General features: G+C 57.5%; 15 protein-coding genes. 2 read left to right on the forward strand and 13 right to left on the reverse strand.

Annotated features, from left to right (window positions below; translation table 11 throughout):
• Positions 1-8 precede the first annotated feature (8 nt).
• From rdgC to B2590_RS10935, 8 genes are all read right to left on the reverse strand, one after another.
• A complete protein-coding gene (rdgC, locus tag B2590_RS10900; protein WP_075194581.1) occupies positions 9-938 on the reverse strand; it encodes a recombination-associated protein RdgC in 930 nt (309 codons plus the stop codon).
• Between the two features lie 115 nt (positions 939-1,053).
• On the reverse strand, positions 1,054-1,254 hold the full coding sequence (locus B2590_RS10905) for a DUF2788 domain-containing protein (protein WP_036206443.1): 201 nt from the start codon (positions 1,252-1,254) through the stop codon (positions 1,054-1,056).
• A 26-nt stretch (positions 1,255-1,280) separates the two neighbouring features.
• Complete coding sequence (yaaA, locus tag B2590_RS10910; RefSeq protein ID WP_041334634.1) at positions 1,281-2,051, reverse strand: peroxide stress protein YaaA; 771 nt, start codon at positions 2,049-2,051, stop codon at positions 1,281-1,283.
• A gap of 12 nt (positions 2,052-2,063) precedes the next feature.
• A complete protein-coding gene (locus B2590_RS10915) occupies positions 2,064-2,297 on the reverse strand; it encodes a glutaredoxin family protein (RefSeq protein ID WP_007151668.1) in 234 nt (77 codons plus the stop codon).
• Positions 2,297-3,046 carry a YciK family oxidoreductase gene (locus B2590_RS10920; RefSeq protein ID WP_036206452.1) on the reverse strand — a complete coding sequence of 250 codons (750 nt, stop codon included), beginning with the start codon at positions 3,044-3,046 and terminating at the stop codon, positions 2,297-2,299. Before B2590_RS10920 ends, B2590_RS10915 begins: the two co-directional genes overlap by 1 nt.
• 46 nt (positions 3,047-3,092) lie before the next feature.
• A complete protein-coding gene (locus B2590_RS10925; RefSeq protein WP_041334637.1) occupies positions 3,093-3,752 on the reverse strand; it encodes an HAD-IA family hydrolase in 660 nt (219 codons plus the stop codon).
• A gap of 23 nt (positions 3,753-3,775) precedes the next feature.
• Entirely contained in the window at positions 3,776-4,504 is a 729-nt protein-coding gene (gene ubiG, locus B2590_RS10930) for a bifunctional 2-polyprenyl-6-hydroxyphenol methylase/3-demethylubiquinol 3-O-methyltransferase UbiG (protein ID WP_041334640.1), read from the reverse strand.
• Between the two features lie 34 nt (positions 4,505-4,538).
• A complete protein-coding gene (locus tag B2590_RS10935) occupies positions 4,539-5,879 on the reverse strand; it encodes a TRZ/ATZ family hydrolase (RefSeq protein WP_036206461.1) in 1,341 nt (446 codons plus the stop codon).
• A 159-nt stretch (positions 5,880-6,038) separates the two neighbouring features.
• On the opposite strand from B2590_RS10935, the gene mtnA reads away from it, so the two are divergent.
• Positions 6,039-7,103, forward strand: coding sequence for an S-methyl-5-thioribose-1-phosphate isomerase (gene mtnA, locus B2590_RS10940; protein ID WP_075194582.1), 1,065 nt, complete (start codon positions 6,039-6,041; stop codon positions 7,101-7,103).
• A gap of 6 nt (positions 7,104-7,109) precedes the next feature.
• Here the strand turns inward: mtnA and B2590_RS10945 are convergent, their stop codons facing one another.
• The 3 genes from B2590_RS10945 to B2590_RS10955 form a co-directional block, all read right to left on the reverse strand.
• Positions 7,110-9,302 carry a carboxy terminal-processing peptidase gene (locus B2590_RS10945; RefSeq protein WP_177190614.1) on the reverse strand — a complete coding sequence of 731 codons (2,193 nt, stop codon included), beginning with the start codon at positions 9,300-9,302 and terminating at the stop codon, positions 7,110-7,112.
• A gap of 293 nt (positions 9,303-9,595) precedes the next feature.
• Positions 9,596-11,746 (reverse strand): 3-hydroxyacyl-CoA dehydrogenase NAD-binding domain-containing protein, encoded by a 2,151-nt coding sequence (locus B2590_RS10950; RefSeq protein ID WP_075194584.1) that lies wholly within the window; start codon positions 11,744-11,746, stop codon positions 9,596-9,598.
• Between the two features lie 32 nt (positions 11,747-11,778).
• On the reverse strand, positions 11,779-12,987 hold the full coding sequence (locus tag B2590_RS10955; RefSeq protein WP_075194607.1) for an acetyl-CoA C-acetyltransferase: 1,209 nt from the start codon (positions 12,985-12,987) through the stop codon (positions 11,779-11,781).
• Between the two features lie 188 nt (positions 12,988-13,175).
• Between B2590_RS10955 and B2590_RS10960 the strand changes: the two genes are divergently transcribed.
• Positions 13,176-13,439: a late competence development ComFB family protein gene (locus B2590_RS10960; RefSeq protein WP_273063215.1), complete on the forward strand. Its 264-nt coding sequence runs from the start codon at positions 13,176-13,178 to the stop codon at positions 13,437-13,439.
• Positions 13,440-13,547: 108 nt separating this feature from the next.
• On the opposite strand, the gene B2590_RS10965 is transcribed toward B2590_RS10960, so the two are convergent.
• On the reverse strand, positions 13,548-14,171 hold the full coding sequence (locus B2590_RS10965) for a DUF2931 family protein (RefSeq protein ID WP_273063213.1): 624 nt from the start codon (positions 14,169-14,171) through the stop codon (positions 13,548-13,550).
• Positions 14,161-16,029, reverse strand: coding sequence for a phospholipase effector Tle1 domain-containing protein (locus B2590_RS10970; RefSeq protein WP_286810199.1), 1,869 nt, complete (start codon positions 16,027-16,029; stop codon positions 14,161-14,163). The genes B2590_RS10965 and B2590_RS10970 overlap by 11 nt, the downstream gene beginning before the upstream one ends.
• Between the last annotated feature and the right edge of the window lie 17 nt (positions 16,030-16,046).

A 16,046-nucleotide genomic window follows, 5' to 3' on the forward strand; every position in this document is an offset into this window, starting at 1 on the left:
ATCCAGGTTCAGCTTTCTTCCACAATCGCGGAACGGTCTTCGCCGCCCAGGGCTTCCAGCAGGCCAGGAATCAGCCTGGCCAACTCCAGGGTCATCAGTGAAAATGCGGCGTCGAAGCGTGCTGCGGCGTCATCCGCATCCACATCGTCCAGCTTTTCCTGCAGGGTGTCGCCGAATTTCAGGCGACGGATGCCCAGTTCCTCGTCCAGCACGAATGACAGGTTGTCGTCCCAGGTGACAGACAGCTTGGTCACCTGCATGCCGGCGTCCAGATGACTGCGGATTTCATCACCCTGAAGATCCAGGCCTTTGCAGCGCACCACGCCACCGTCTTCGGATGTGTCTTTCAGTTCGCACTCGGTGCCCAGCTCGATGCTCACGGGTAGATCAATGGACTCGTTCAACCAGCCGGTGAAGGTGAAGGCGGGTGCCTGCTCCACGGCTGGCGGGCGAACGGGCAGGGAACCCAGGCTTTTGCGAAGTGTTGAGGCGAGATCTTCCGCCTGTTTGGAGGAGCCCGCGTCAACAACCAGTACACCGTCTGCCGGTGCCAGATAGGCGTAGCAGCGACGGTTCTTGGAAAATGCCCGGGGCAGCATTTCCAGCGTCACTTCTTCTTTCAGTTCGTCCTTTTCCTTGCGTCGCACCTTTCGGTGTTGTTCCGCTTCAATCATTTCAGCCTTCTCGTCCACCAGTTCCTTGATGACGGAGGCGGGCAGCAGCTTCTCTTCCTTGCGCAGGGCAATCAGGTGATAGCCGCCGGCGCTATGAACCAGCAGATCGCTGTGCTTACCCATGGGCGATACCCAGCCCTGGCGTGAGGTTTCCTGGGGACCACAGGGTTTGAAGGCGTCTTCCTGGAGTTTTTCTTCCAGGGCTTCGGCGGTTATTTCGAATGGCTTGGTAAAACGGAATACGCGGGCATTACGAAACCACATGGTCCGGATCCTTGTTGGTTATTCGATGATGGTGAGAGTCTGAAAAGGGTGGGGATGATACGGCCACGGGTCCGTGGCCGTAAAGTGACAATGCTGAAAACCTCATCTTGGGCAGTTAGAGATTCATAATCTCCACCATCACGGTCTTGATGATGAACCCCACCACGCCAGCACCGAGTATGGTGAACAAAATGATGGTGCCAAACCGCCCGGCCTGGGACTTTTTGGCCAGATCCCACACGATGAATCCCATCCAGACGATCAGGCCTGTGAGAAAGACCAGCATGGCGAGCTGGGAAAAAACGGCTTCACTCATTAATGTCTCCGGATTCAGTGAACGGTTTACGGCTTATCCCGTAGGAATACCCAGCTGTCCGCATCGGACTGCTCTTCGCTGAACCGGTAACCTTCCAGGTCAAAGCCTTTCAGGTCACTGGCCTGGGTGATGTTGTTCTGGATGGCGTAGCGACACATCAGGCCCCGGGCCTTTTTGGCGTAAAAACTGATCATCTTGTACTGGCCGTTTTTCCAGTCCTTGAACTGCGGTGTAACCAGGCGACCTTCAAGGTCCTTTTTGCGAACGCTCTTGAAGTATTCGTTAGAGGCCAGGTTTACCAGCACGCCATCATCAGCCTTCAACAAGCGGTTAAGCTCATCGGTGACCTTGCTGCCCCAGAATGCGTACAGATCCTTGCCCCGGCGGTTCTCGAACTTGGTGCCCATCTCCAGACGATAGGGTTGCATCAGGTCCAGCGGCTTGAGCACACCGTAGAGGCCGGACAGAATTCTCAGCCGCTTCTGGGCAATCTCGAATTCTTTCTCGCTGAAGCGTTCCGCATCCAGGCCGGTGTATACATCACCCTTGAAGGCAAGCACCGCCTGGCGGGCGTTATCCGGTGTGAAGGGGGTGTGCCAGGTGCGAAAGCGTTCAGCATTGAGCTGGCCGAGCTTGTCGCTGATCCCCATCAGGTTACTGATGTCATGGGGTTCCAGGTCTTTAAGCTGGTCTATCAGTTCACAGGCATCCTCGAGAAAGTCCGGCTGGGTTGTCTTTTGGGTCGCCAGCGGGCTCTCGTAGTCCAGTGTCTTGGCGGGGGATATCACCATCAACATGTCGGGCTGTCCTCATCGAAGAAAATTCATTAACTGGTCACTGGTGAACGGCCAGTCCAGTTCTTCACCGGTATCGTTACGGCGCAACACCGGAATCCGGGTGCCATAGCGTTCAACCAGTTTTTCGGACTGGGCAATGTCCACGGCGTCCACGGGCACCGGCTCCGGCATGGGCGTTCTGACCAATAGGGCTTCCGCCAGTTCGCACAAGTGGCATTGGGACGTGGTGTAGAAAATCAGTTCCATTATTTCGGCTGTGCGTCTATTTGTTGGCCATTCACGTCGTGGCTGTCCTTACCCATCAGGTACAGATACACCGGCATCAATTCCTCCGGTGCTGGATTCTGGTCCGGGTTCTCAGCCGGGTACGCGGTGGCTCTCATATTGGTACGGGTGGCGCCGGGGTTAAGACTGTTCACGCGGACGTTGTGGCGGTCGTCATCCAGCTCCTCTGCCAGCATCTGGCTCAGGCCTTCGATGGCGAATTTGGAAACGGCGTAGGCGCCCCAGTAGGGTTTGGCCCGGCGTCCGACGCCGGAGGCGGTGAAAATCACCGACGCATCGTCGGATTTGCGCAGTAACGGAATCATTGCCCGGCTCAGCAGGAAAGGCGCGGTGGCATTGACATGCATGACCTTGTTCCAGATTTCCGGATCGTACAGTTCGATCGGGCTGCGAGTGCCCAGAATGGCTGCGTTGTGGAGAAGCCCGTCGATCCGGTCGAAGTTGTCTTCAATGGTCATGGCCAGCTCTTCATACTCCTTCACCGCGGCGCCTTCAAAATTCAGCGGTACGATGGCTGGTTTGGGATGACCGGCCGCTTCGATCTCATCGTAGACGGATTCCAGTTTGGAGACGGTGCGGCCGACGAGAATGACGGTAGCGCCGTGAGCCGCATAGGCCTTTGCTGCAGCCCTTCCTATCCCGCTGCCGGCACCGGTCACCATGATGATGCGTTCTTTCAGTAGGTCGGCCGGTGCTTGATAGTCCTGCATTCTGAGTCTCCATTTGGGAAATGCTGAAATAGTGCTGCCATCGGCGCTATTGTAACAGTTTTGCCAGGTCGCTGACGGTGTCCGCAATAAGGTCGGCTTGCCACAGGTCAACGGTTTCCGGCTGCTCGATATAACCGTACCGAACCGCAATGGTTGTCATCCCGGCGTTGCGCCCGGCCTCGATATCGCGCTCATGGTCGCCCACGTATACGCCCGTTGTCGGTTCGACGCCCACTTCCTTGCAGGCAAGAAACAGAGCTTCTGGATGCGGCTTGCGGTGGGTGACATGGTCGGGGCAGACCACTGCTGCACAGCGGTTTGCAAGTCCCAGGGCTTCCACCAGCGGAACGGCGAAGCGAACCGGCTTGTTGGTGACAATGCCCCAGGGGATACCCCGTGCTTCGAGGCTTTTCAGCACGTTGTCCATGCCCTCGAACAGAGTGGTTTCCACGGCGACGCCGGCCTCGTAAAGGTCGAGAAACGCGGTGTGTTTTTCCAGGTAGTCGGGATGGTCCGGGTCGAGCCCGAAGCCAATCTTGATCATGGCCCGGGCCCCGTTGGAGACAGAGCGCCGGATATGCGGTGCGGGCAGGCCTGGTAAACCGTGAGAGAGTCGCAGCTCATTCAGGCAACGAATAAAGTCCGGTGCGGTATCGATCAACGTACCGTCCAGGTCAAACAGGACGGTCGACGGGGTTGCTGGCATGGCTGACTCTGGGGGTGTGGCGTTCACGACGGCGTACCGTCCTCTCGTGTGTCCATGGCGTGCATCATGTAGTTCACGTCCACATCCCGCCCCAGGCGGTAGGCTTTGGTAATCGGATTATAGGTCATGCCGGTCAGGTCGCGGATGTCCAGGCCAGCGTGGCGGAGATGGTCGGACATCTCGGACGGCCGGATAAACTTGCGCCACTCATGGGTGCCCTTGGGCAACAGGCGGAGCATATATTCCGCGCCGACGATGGCGAACAGGAACGATTTTGGATTGCGGTTGATGGTAGACACGAACAGATGCCCGCCCGGTTTGAGCATGGTGGCGCAGGCGCTGATCACCGACGCCGGGTCGGGTACATGCTCAAGCATCTCCAGGCAAGTCACCACATCGTATTGGCCCGCGTGTTCCGGGTCTTGCGCCAGCTCTTCCACAGTGATCTGACGGTAGTCCACCTCAATGCCGCTTTCCATACCATGGAGTCTGGCGACGGATAGCGGTGCTTCTCCCATATCAATGCCGGTGACATGGGCGCCACGCAATGCCATGCCCTCGGAGAGCAGGCCACCACCGCAACCGACATCCAGCGCGCGCTTACCGGCCAGGGGCGCGCGTTCATCGATGTAGTTGAGTCGCAGGGGGTTGATGTCGTGCAGAGGCCGGAATTCGCTGGTGGGGTCCCACCAGCGGCTGGCCAGTGCCTCGAACTTGGCGATTTCGTTCTGGTCTACGTTGTGGTTACTCATGTGCCGTTCTGCCTGGTCGCTGAGAGAGTGAGCGTCAACTGGTTTGCTGTTCGCGAATACGGTCGGCCCAGCCCTGGACGCGTAGCATCAGGTCCGGGACGTCAATGCGGGTGAGTTTGCCTTCCTGCACCTGGGGTACGCCGTTGATCCAGCTATGGCTTACCTGGCGGCCATGGTTGCTGTAAACCAGATGGGAGGCGGGATCATACACTGGCTGCAGGAACGGGTCGCCGAGATCCACGGCGATAATGTCCGCCAGTTTGCCAGCGGCCAACGATCCCAGCTCATGATCGCGCCCAAGAGCTCTGGCGCCCTGGATGGTCGCCATAGCCAGTGCCTCGTGGGCGGACAGTGCCGAGGCGTCGTCTGCGACCACCTTGGCCAGCATGGCGGCGGTGTTAAGCTCGCCGAACAGGTCCAGGTCATTGTTACTGGCCGCGCCATCCGTGCCAATGGCGACATTGACGCCGGCCTTGCGGAATGTTTGCACCGGGCTCAGGCCGCTGGCCAGTTTCAGGTTGGATTCCGGGCAGTGGATAACGTGGGCACCGGTCGCCTGGAGCAGCGCTATGTCTGACTCATCAATCTGCGTCATGTGCACGCACTGGGTGTTGGTCCCGAGTACTTTCAGCTCCGCCAGGCGGGCAGTAGGGCGCTTGCCGGACTTTTCCATGGCGTCCGCAACTTCGAAGGCGGTTTCATGCAGGTGAATCTGGATCGGGGCACCCGTCGCCTCCGATAGCGCTACGGCTTTTCTCAGTGGCTCGTCGGATACGGTGTAGGGCGCATGGGGGCCAATGGCCGGCATGATGAAGGCGTTGTCCTGCCACTGTTTTATGAACGCTTCGCCTTTGGACAGGTATTCATCCGGCCCGCTCCCCCAGGGTGTGGGGAAGTCCAGCAGCGGAAAGCAGATCTGCGCGCGCATGCCGGCGTCATGCGCAAGCTGGGCAACGATTTCCGGAAAGAAGTACATATCGGAAAACGTGGTGGTGCCGGTGCGCAGCATTTCCGCCATGGCAAGCTGGGTGCCATCGGCAATGAATGCTTCGCTGACAAACGCGCCTTCGGCGGGCCAGATATGGTCGTTAAGCCAGGTCATCAGGGGTAGGTCATCGGCCAAGCCACGGAACAGTGACATGGCGGCGTGGCCGTGCATATTGATGAGGCCGGGCAGCACCACATGGCTGGGAAGGTCGATCACTTCCTTGGCACGGAAGCGGGCATCCGCTTCGTCCTGCGATACGATGGCGGCAATCCTGTCACCCTGGACGAGAACCGCCTGATGTTCCAGAACCACATCGGCGGGCTCGATGGGAATCAGCCAGCGTGCGTTGATGCGAATGTCCGCTGCGGTAATGGTGTCTGCCGTCATTAACCCTACCTTTGTGCGTGCAGCCTGGAACGGAGCCACGCTGTCTTGAAATGTAGCCCGAAAGTATAGCGACCGGCCCGGTTGAGAACTACCCTGGGGGCTGAGTTTACCGTATTAACACAGGTATACTGCCGTTTTGTAACCCTCAGGAGTTAATGAATGAGTCGCGCCCCTGTTTCATCTGGTGACCGTGCTATCGGCACCGTAGCCATTCGCTGGCATGGCGGAAGTCTTGAATTGCTGGATCAGCGGCTGCTGCCGGACCAGGAACACTGGATTACGCTGGAGGGCTCCGCCGGGGTGGCTCAGAGTATCCGCAATATGGTGGTGCGTGGGGCGCCGGCGATCGGAATCAGCGCCGCGTACGGTGTTGCTCTTGCAGCCCGGCACGCTGGTGGCGGTGACTGGAAAGCGGAGATCAAGCAGGCCATTCGCGAACTGGCGGCCTCCCGGCCAACGGCGGTGAACCTGTTCTGGGCGCTGCAGAAAATGGAGCAGGTGTTCTCAGAATGTCACTCCCTGGAGGAGGCGGTAAAGCGCCTCTCCGAAACGGCGGTTCAAATCCATAAGGACGACCTGTCTGCCAATCTGGCAATGGCGGATTATGCACTGGCCCACATGGATGCCAGCAAACCGTTTTCGGTTCTGACCCACTGCAATACCGGGGCGCTTGCCACCGGCGGCTACGGCACAGCGCTGGGAGTGATCCGGCGTCTGCATGAGAAAAAGCTGTTGAAGGATGTGTTTGCCGATGAGACCCGGCCTTGGCTTCAGGGTAGCCGATTGACCGCCTGGGAACTGGCAAGGGATGGAATTCCGGTGACGCTCAACGCAGATGGGGCGGCGGCGTCGATACTAGCGGCGGGTCATGTGCGTTGGGTGATTGTCGGCGCGGACCGAATTACGGCCAACGGTGATGTGGCCAACAAGATTGGCACCTATAGCCTGGCGGTCCTGGCCCGGCATCATAAAGTCGGTTTTATGGTGGTGGCACCGTCCAGTACGGTGGATATGGCCCTCGCATCGGGGAAGGACATCCCGATTGAAGAACGCGAGGGGGAGGAGCTCAGGCAGGTTCGGGGCGTTCAGATCGCCCCCGCCGGCGTGAAGGCGTTTAACCCGGTGTTCGATGTGACGCCGGCCAGTCTGATCGACGTCATCGTCACTGAGAAGGGTGTGGTCAGCACCCCGAACCTGACCGGTATGGCGGGATTGTTTAGCTGAAACCCTTTACTGGCCTGACTTGCCGCTCAGCGTGTTCGCCTGGGCGGTGATCTGCTTGGGAGCCAGGATGGACGCCATGCGCTGATCCAGCTCAAGCATATCCGCCATGATGTTACCGCCTTCGCGGATAATGAAATCCAGTTCGTCGTCTGCGCCGTCTGGTTCCGCCGCCTGCTCGTCCTGCCAGTCGTCCAGCGCGTCCAGGCTTTCGAAGGCTTCTTCACCGTGTATGGCGCGGCGTGCGTTGGCGATGGTCAACCGGGTGCTCTCAATCTGTGACTGATATTCCTTGCGCTTTTCAAGGTTCAGGCTGACGTATTCCTGTTCGCGTTGTTGCTTCAGGAATTCGATTTCCTTCTGCAGCAAGCTGAACTCCGGGTTTTCCTCAAACCGGGTATCGTGGCGCTTCCGGAGTTCATCGATAACACCGCTGAAGTCGAAGTAGCGCGCATGTGGCACGGCTTCAATCTGGTCCCAGGGCAGGGCGTGGTCCAGCGCATCCTCGCCGATACGGGTCTTGTCCACGCGCGACGGAATTTCTATGTCCGGAATCACGCCTTTGTGCTGGGTCGAGCCGCCGGACACGCGGTAGAACTTGCTCTGGGTGATTTTCAGCTGGCCGTGATTCAGCGGCCGAACAGCCTGTACCGTGCCTTTTCCGAAGGTCTGGGAGCCAACCACAAGGCCCCGGCCGTAATCCTGGATGGCACCGGCAAAAATCTCCGAGGCGGAGGCACTCATTCGGTTGACCAGCACCACCAGCGGCCCGTCATAGGCAACGGATGGGTCCTCGTCGTTGAGTACCTGTACGTCGTTGTTGGAGTTGCGAATCTGTACCGTTGGGCCTTCCTCGATGAACAGGCCGACCAGGTCGTTGGCTTCATGAAGTGCGCCGCCGCCGTTATTGCGGAGGTCCATCACCACGCCATCGACGCCATCTGCCTTCAACTCGTCGATCAGTTTGCGAACATCCCGGGTGGTGCTTTTGTAGTTGGGATCGCCATCCTGCATCGCCTTGAAGTCGGCGTAGAAGGTGGGAATGTTAATGACGCCGATGCTGTAAGTGGTATTGCCGCGTTCGAACTCGATGACTTCCTTGCTGGCGCTTTGTTCCTCCAGCTTCACTTTGTCCCGCTCAATGGCGATGGTTTCAGTGACGGTTTCATCCGGGGCATCGGCGGGGATGACTTCCAGGGTCACCGTGGATTCGCGGGGGCCGCGAATCAGATCCACAACCTCGTCGAGGCGCCAGCCGATGACGTTGACGGGCTTTTCCTCGTCGTTCTGTTTGACCGACACGATACGGTCTGCCGGCTCAAGCTGGCCTTGCTTTGAGGCAGGCCCACCCGGTACCAGGCGAACCACCTTGGTGTATTCGTTGTCTGATTGCAGCACTGCGCCGATGCCCTCGAGGGACAGGCTCATGTTGATATTGAAATTCTCGGACGTGCGCGGTGAAAAGTAGGAGGTATGCGGGTCCCACATGCCCGCGAAGGCGTTCATGTAAGCCTGGAACGCGTCCTCGCTACGTGCCTGGTAGGCGCGCTTCAACTGGCCTTCATAGCGCCGCTGCAGAGCCTCCTTGATGGATTCGTCATCGGAATCGTTGAGGCGTTGTGCCAGGACGGCGTTCTTGATCCTTTTTACCCACAGGTCGTCCAGTGCTTCCCTGTCGGCGGCCCAATCGGCGTCGGAGCGGTCCAGCAGGATGCGTTCGTCGGCACTGAAGTCGAGCTTGTCGATGCCGTTGTCGATCAGGTCGAGAGCGAACTCGAGGCGTTCAATGATGCGTTGCTGAACCAGGTTGTAGATATCAAAACCCGGTTGCAGTTGACCGGTTTTGAGCGCCGATCCGAGCCCAAGCCGAATCGCACTGAGCTTGTCGATGTCTTTCTGTGTCAGGTAGACGCGCTGGCCATCCAGGTAGTCAAGATAAGCGTCAAACACATCCCCAGACAGCGAGTCGTTAATGCTCAAATCGCGGAAGTGGGTGAACTGCAATTGGCGGGCAATCAATATGTTGGCGCGAGCCTGCTCCACCGTTGGAGACACCGGCTGGTAGACCTTGTCGGTATCCAGATTGGCCGATACAGGCACAGCGAGTGCGAGCGTGAGAGCCAGGGCAAAGGTTTTTTTGCCGGGCATGACTCCACCCATGGTCGTGCTGTAACGGGTGACAAATCGTTCCGCGATGCTCATAAGCTTTGTTACCTGACGGTGTGGACGATACCCTGCGCTGCGGAGAGGGACCCATGATGAGCGGCCGCTGGCAGTTGATTAAGCGCTTTTTGGGTATCGCTGGATTGGCTCATGGTTTTATTGTAGGCAAGCACAGAACCGGTTGCCATAGTGGGGAAGTTTCGATACGTGACAATCTGTCCATGAAGTCGTCAGATTTGTGAACGCGGGGGCCGGCGGAAAGCCAGCGAGAAACCTTTGGTGACCCCCTTGCCGGAGCGCGCAGGTGCAGCTCCGGCAAGGGAAGGGGTTGATTACTCGAAGACCGCGTTGCGTTCTGCCTTGTCCAGCAACAGACGGGGTGGGTTGAATCGCTCACCAAAGCGCTTGGCCAGGACTTTTGCCCGTTCTGCAAAGGCTCTGACACCGTATTGGTTGATGAACTGGATGGCACCGCCGGTCCAGGGGGCAAAGCCAATACCGAATATACTGCCGATGTTGGCGTCTTCAACGGTCCGGAGTACGCCTTCTTCCAGGCAGCGTACGGTTTCGATGGCCTGGATGAACAGGATGCGGTCTTTCAGCTCCTGGAGGTCCGTGTTCCGGGCTTTTTCCCGATCGACAAACAGTGTGTCCAGTTCCGGCCAGAGGTGCTTTTTCCCGGATTGCGGATACTCGTAGAAGCCGGCACCGGCGGCCTTGCCCTTGCGGTCGTGGCTGCCGACCATCTGGTCGATGACGGCTTCCGCCGGGTGCGCGTTCCAGGTTTGACCGGCCGCTTCCGTGTCTTTTTTGCTCTGGTCGCGGATATGTTGCATAAGGGTCATGCTGACTTCATCAGAAATCGCCAGCGGGCCGACCGGCATGCCGGCCAATACGCCTGCGTTTTCGATGCTGGACGGATGGATACCTTCACCCAGCATGGCGATGCCTTCATTGACGAAGGTGCCAAACACCCGTGAGGTGAAGAACCCGCGGCTGTCGTTGACCACAATGGGGATCTTGCCGATCTGCTGGACGTAATCAAAGGCGCGGGCGAGGGTGTCGTCAGATGTTTTCTCACCCACGATGATTTCCACCAGTTGCATCTTGTCCACCGGCGAAAAGAAGTGCAGCCCAATGAATTTTTCGGGCCGAGCCGAGGCCTTGGCCAATTGGGTAATGGGAATGGTGGAGGTGTTGGACGCAAAGAGACCGTTCCCGGCCAGTTTCGCTTCCGCTTCCTGGGTGACTTTTGCTTTCAGGTTGCTGTCTTCAAAAACGGCCTCGATGACCAGATCGCATCCTTCCAGGTCGTCCGCGGAACCAGTGGCCTTAATGCGGTTCAATATCTCGGCTTTCTGTTCTTCCGTCATGCGCCCACGGCTGACTTTTTTCGCCAGCAGTTTCTCGGAATAGGCCTTGCCTTTTTCCGCGTTTTCCGTGGAAACGTCCTTGAGGACCACATCCAGGCCTCGGGTTGCGGTGGAGTAGGCGATGCCCGCGCCCATCATGCCGGCGCCAAGGACGCCCACTTTGCGGAAGGTTTCCTTCTCAACACCCTGCGGGCGGCTTTCGCCGGCGTTGACCGCGTTAAGCTGAAACCAGAAAGTGCCGGTCATGTTCTTGGCGACCTGACCAATAACCAGTTCCGCGAAATAGCGGGTTTCGATCAGGCTGCCATTGTCGAAGTCCACTTGGGCACCTTCCACGGCGGCGGACAGGATACGCTCCGGGGCGGGGTAGCAGCCTTTGGTTTTCTGCTTGAGCATTGCCGGCGCAATAGCCAGTTTCTGGGCCATGGCGGGGTGGTGAGGCGCGCCGCCAGGAAACTTGAAGCCTTTCTGGTCCCAAGGCTGCTGGCTCTTTGGATTGGCGTCGATAAAGGCCCGTGCCTTGGCCATCATGTCGTCGGTGGACGAGGCCAGTTCATTAACAATGCCGGCCTTAAGCGCCGCTTTTGGGTTTACCTTTTTGCCTTCCATCAGGAAGGGGAAGGCCGCTTCCAAACCGATCATACGGGGCAGGCGTTGAGTGCCGCCGCCACCGGGCAACAGTCCAAGGGTGACTTCCGGAAGGCCCAGTTGAATCTTGTCTTCGTCCAGAACAACCCGGTGATGGCACGCCAGGCAGATTTCCAGACCACCACCGAGGGCAGAGCCATTGATGGCTGCCACGATGGGTTTGCCGCTGGTTTCGAGGACGCGCATCTCGGCTTTCATGCCGTTGACCATGTCTTCAAAGGCACCGGCGTCTTCCCGGGTTACTTTGTACAGCTCTTTCAGGTCACCGCCGGCAAAGAAGGTTTTCTTGGCGGAGGTGACAATAATGCCGCGGATATTGTCGAGATCGCTTTTAACCTTGCCCACTGTCTCCGTCAGTGCCGCTCGAAAATCGGCGTTCATGGTGTTGGCGGACTGGCCGGGCATGTCGATGGTCAGGGTCAGGATCTGGTCTGAACCCAGGTCGTAGTGAATGGCGCTCATAGTTGGTTCTCCTCTCAGAATCAGTCGTCGGCTCAGACGCGCTCAATGATGGTGGCAATACCCATTCCACCACCCACACACAGGGTGGCCAGGCCGTAGCGCAGTTCTCTCCGCTCCAGTTCGTCGAGCAGGGTGCCCAGGATCATAGCGCCAGTGGCCCCCAGTGGGTGGCCCATGGCGATAGCACCGCCGTTCACGTTCACTTTTTCGTCCGGAACCGACAACTCCTTCTGGAAGCGCATCACCACGGAGGCAAACGCTTCGTTTACTTCGAACAAGTCGATCTGGTCGACTGTCATGCCAGCTTTTTCCAGCGCCTTGCGAGCCGCCGGGGCAGGGCCGGTCAGCATGATAGTGGGGTCGGTGCTGGTGACCGCTGTGGCCAGGATACGTGCTCGGGGTTTGAGCCCCATGGCCTTGCCCTTGGCTTCGCTGCCAATAAGGAGCGCCGTGGCGCCATCCACAATGCCGGAGGAGTTGCCGGCATGATGTACGTGATTGATTTTCTCCACGTAGTGGTATTTTTCCCGGGCGACGCCGTCGAAGCCCATTTCACCCATCATCTGGAACGAGGGCTTGAGGCTGGACAGGGATTCCACCGTGGTGTTGCCGCGTACATGCTCGTCACGATCCAGGATCATCACGCCATTCTGGTCGGTAACCGGAACGATGGACTTTGAAAAATAGCCTTTTTCCCAGGCGTTGGCGGCCTTTTGTTGTGACTTCACCGCAAACCCGTCTACATCCTCCCGGCTAAAGCCTTCCAGTGTTGCAATCAGGTCCGCGCCGATGCCCTGTGGCATGAAGCCAGTGTGCAGGTTGGTGGCCGGGTCCGTGGCCCAGGCACCGCCATCGGAACCCATGGGAACGCGAGACATGCCTTCAACACCGCCGGCAACCACCAGGTCTTCCCACCCGGAACGAACCTTCATCGCCGCCAGGTTGACGGCCTCAAGGCCGGATGCACAGAATCGGTTCAGGGTGACACCGGCTACAACTTCGTCCCAGTCCGCGGCCAGGGCGGCGGTTTTGGCAATATCCGCACCCTGGTCGCCAACCGCGGTCACGCAGCCCATAACGATGTCGTCCACCTGGGCGGTGTCCAGGCTGTTTCTCTCCTGTAGCGCCTTGAGAACGGTGGTCAGCAGGGTAATGGGTTTAACGCTGTGCAGGGCACCGTCTTTCTTGCCGCGCCCCCGGGGCGTACGAACCGCATCGAAGATATAGGCTTCGGTGGTCATTTCCTGTCCTCTGTTGGTCGTTGACTCAGTAATAGCATCGCGAAGGTTAACCATAGCGGGTCCTGACGGGTAAGCGTAATGACGAGCACTGCCAATCGAATTGGCGAAACTGCTCAATCCGGTCATGACAATTTCAGGGTAGGGTTCTATGGTGTAGACAGGTACCCATCACAAGCAGGAGCAAGGCGATGTCCCTGAGAGATGCCATCGATAACTTTTACGAGCCGCTGGTTGCGGAAGCCATTGATGAAACAAGAGGGGATGGTGACAGCCAGGATTACCTGACCGACGTGATGTGTGTGGCGCTGAATCGGCTACCAGCCAAATATTACCGCCACAGCATCGATATGATGTTCTACCTCGCCGACGGCGAACTCGAAACCATGAAAAAACAGGCCCTGACCGCCGTTCGGGAGTCCAGGGAGTTTGTGAAGAGCCATCAGCGGGAATGAAGACCTATCGCCCGCCATCACCGGTGATAAGACCGCAGCGAAGCGGAGGGTTTGGCATCTGGTGCATGGTTATGTGGTGGCTGACCCCAAAACTGTAAGACCATGCACCTACCAGCCATCCAGTTTGATCCGATTTTCCTGAAGAAACTCTCCCTCTCTTTCGAGATAGCTCTCCGTACGACGAGTATAGTCCTCTCCTTCTTTCTTGTGATCGTAGGGTTTTGCTTCGTACCGCCCAACCTCAATCGCATTCTCGCCCCGGTTCATAATCCACACTACAACGGTCCCGCCCGGCGCCAGCCCAAAAACCAGGGCATCCCGAGGGTATTCCGCTATCTCTCCAAAGCTCTCGAAAGGTGCAATTTCCTTCATCTTTTCTTCGATTTCGTCAGCGTTTTTCAGGTGAATCAGTGCTTCATACGATTGCTGTTCGGCAAAGGAGAACCACTTGATCAAGACCAGTTCTGGCATAGCTTGCCACTCAGCATGCTTGCCCGATGGTTCTCTCCAGCAACACGTGATAATTCCAATAGGAGCTCTCCAACCAATATCCTCGGAACGAGATTCAAAAATCAACGTATCGACCCACGCATCGTAGTGCTTGGGTACCACAACCGCGATACTTCTATACGTGGACTCTGGACCATTCTGAGTCCCTTCGGACCCTACTTGCTCCGAGCACCCCAGAAGCACCAAAACACAGAGGCTGACCGCCAGATGTTTAATACTCATGATATTGCCCCTCAATCCACCGTCCTTCATTCGGATGCACGGCCCGTTTGCCGTATTTGGCTGGCTTGAAGGGATAAAGCGGCCCAAGCTTCAAGTAATGATCCGAATGGTGAATGTATCGTTGCTTAAGCAACGCCTGGGATTCTGGGGTCATCAGTAGGTCGCTGCCATGCCAGACATGGGCGGCCAGATTTCTGGCAACGGTAAACAATTCATCAGGAAGAGAAAGCGACGAGTCTTTAGGGTCAATAACATCGAAAGGCACTCCGGCATCCACTGCCAACTTATGCATCAGGTAGAGCGGGATACGGGAATATTCGCCACGAACTTCGCGGTCCAGCCAAAGACGAAGCGTTATATCACCGCCCGGCAAACCGGGTGCGCGCTCCGGTTCGATTTCAAGCGTGGCAAGTGGATTCAGTGGCCCGATCCAGCCTTCATTTTTGATCAGCGCACGATCCTGCAACATGCGCGAAAATTCAAAACTGGCTTCGGGATTGCGGCGGTCTTTCCCCCTGACCACTAGAGGCGGGCGAACTTCAACACGCTCGTGGAAGCTATCCGGGTAACCACCGCCAATATCAGAATGAGCCCCCGGCAGCGTCCATTCGCTGAAGTGATCCGGCAGGTTGCCGGACTCACTCCGTAGACTGTTCAGTGAAAAATTGTGGCGGCGCTCATCCCGCGCCGCAAACTGAACAACCCTTTCAGCATCTTCCGGCCTCAGGTTGATGTTAATGTGACCCGTTTCCGCATCGTGTGCAGAGAAATCCAGATTGCCAAGATCGGCAATTCCCGCAACGGTGTCGAACAGGCCCAAAAAGCGAACGGTGATCTTCTTCGGCCATGGAAAACCCGCTTGCTTGAAGGCTTTGGCCAAAGCCCCGCTTTCACCGTTTACCTCCCGACTGATAAAATGTCGGGCCGTAGCCGCTCCACGACTAAAGCCAAACACATCGAGAACCAATTCATCGATTCGATCAGTAACGTTACGCTTTAGTTGAAAGAGAAAGTTATTGCAGCCTTCGTCAAGTTTCTTGAGTATCCCTTGCTCTCCAAGGCCAAGCCCCATGCTAGGGCCATCGTCTGGTTGGCCGGACTTTGTACCTACACCTGAAACGTAGGTTGAAATGTGGTGGAGTTGTTCCCACTCGTCACTCTGGAATCGCCCCTGCCGATACATGCGCTCCGCCTTGGAAACATTGGTTTCAGCGTTGAGGTAACTACCCTCCATAATCTGCGACACTTCACTACTGCAATCTTCTTCTGACATGGCCCCAGCAGCATTTGCCGTCAGGCATTCATCTACCTGCTTTTGATAGGTCTGAGTGTTGTTTCGGTTGTTACCTGTGCCATCAAAAAAGAATCCTGCCTCTACCCGGACTTTGGGGCGCTCCTTTTCTTCGGGCGGATCATCCGGTGATTCGTCCGGCAAACCTTCATCAATCAACGCGCCTTTCTGCGCAGCTTTCCGCACAAACGCCTGTGGATCTTTATCCAGCAACTCTTTGGCGGCAGGAGTAAGCTGACCTTTGTCATCCAGCGCACCAGCCATGGCGAAGTCCACAACCGGTGCGGTGTTGGTGGCAACACCCAAAATCACTCGTGGATTACCGCTGACAATGGAACCACCATGACTGCTGGGGCTGCCAAGGTAGGCCACCGGCATACCATCGGCCAGTGCCAACGGGTAGCCTTGGGTAATGATGGCACCGCATCCGGTGACATCGCCCACCCGGGCAATGGGTTTACCTTCCACAAGAATGCTGGAGCCGTTTGGCATGATAGGGGAAGAGCCGTGCCCTTTGATCGGGCAAACATGCATGTCGCCGACGCAGGCGGCAATCAGATTGCTCATAGTCAGAGTTCCTTTCT

The sequence above is a fragment of the Marinobacter sp. UBA3604 genome, assembly GCF_002375325.1.
GTDB lineage: Bacteria > Pseudomonadota > Gammaproteobacteria > Pseudomonadales > Oleiphilaceae > Marinobacter > Marinobacter salarius.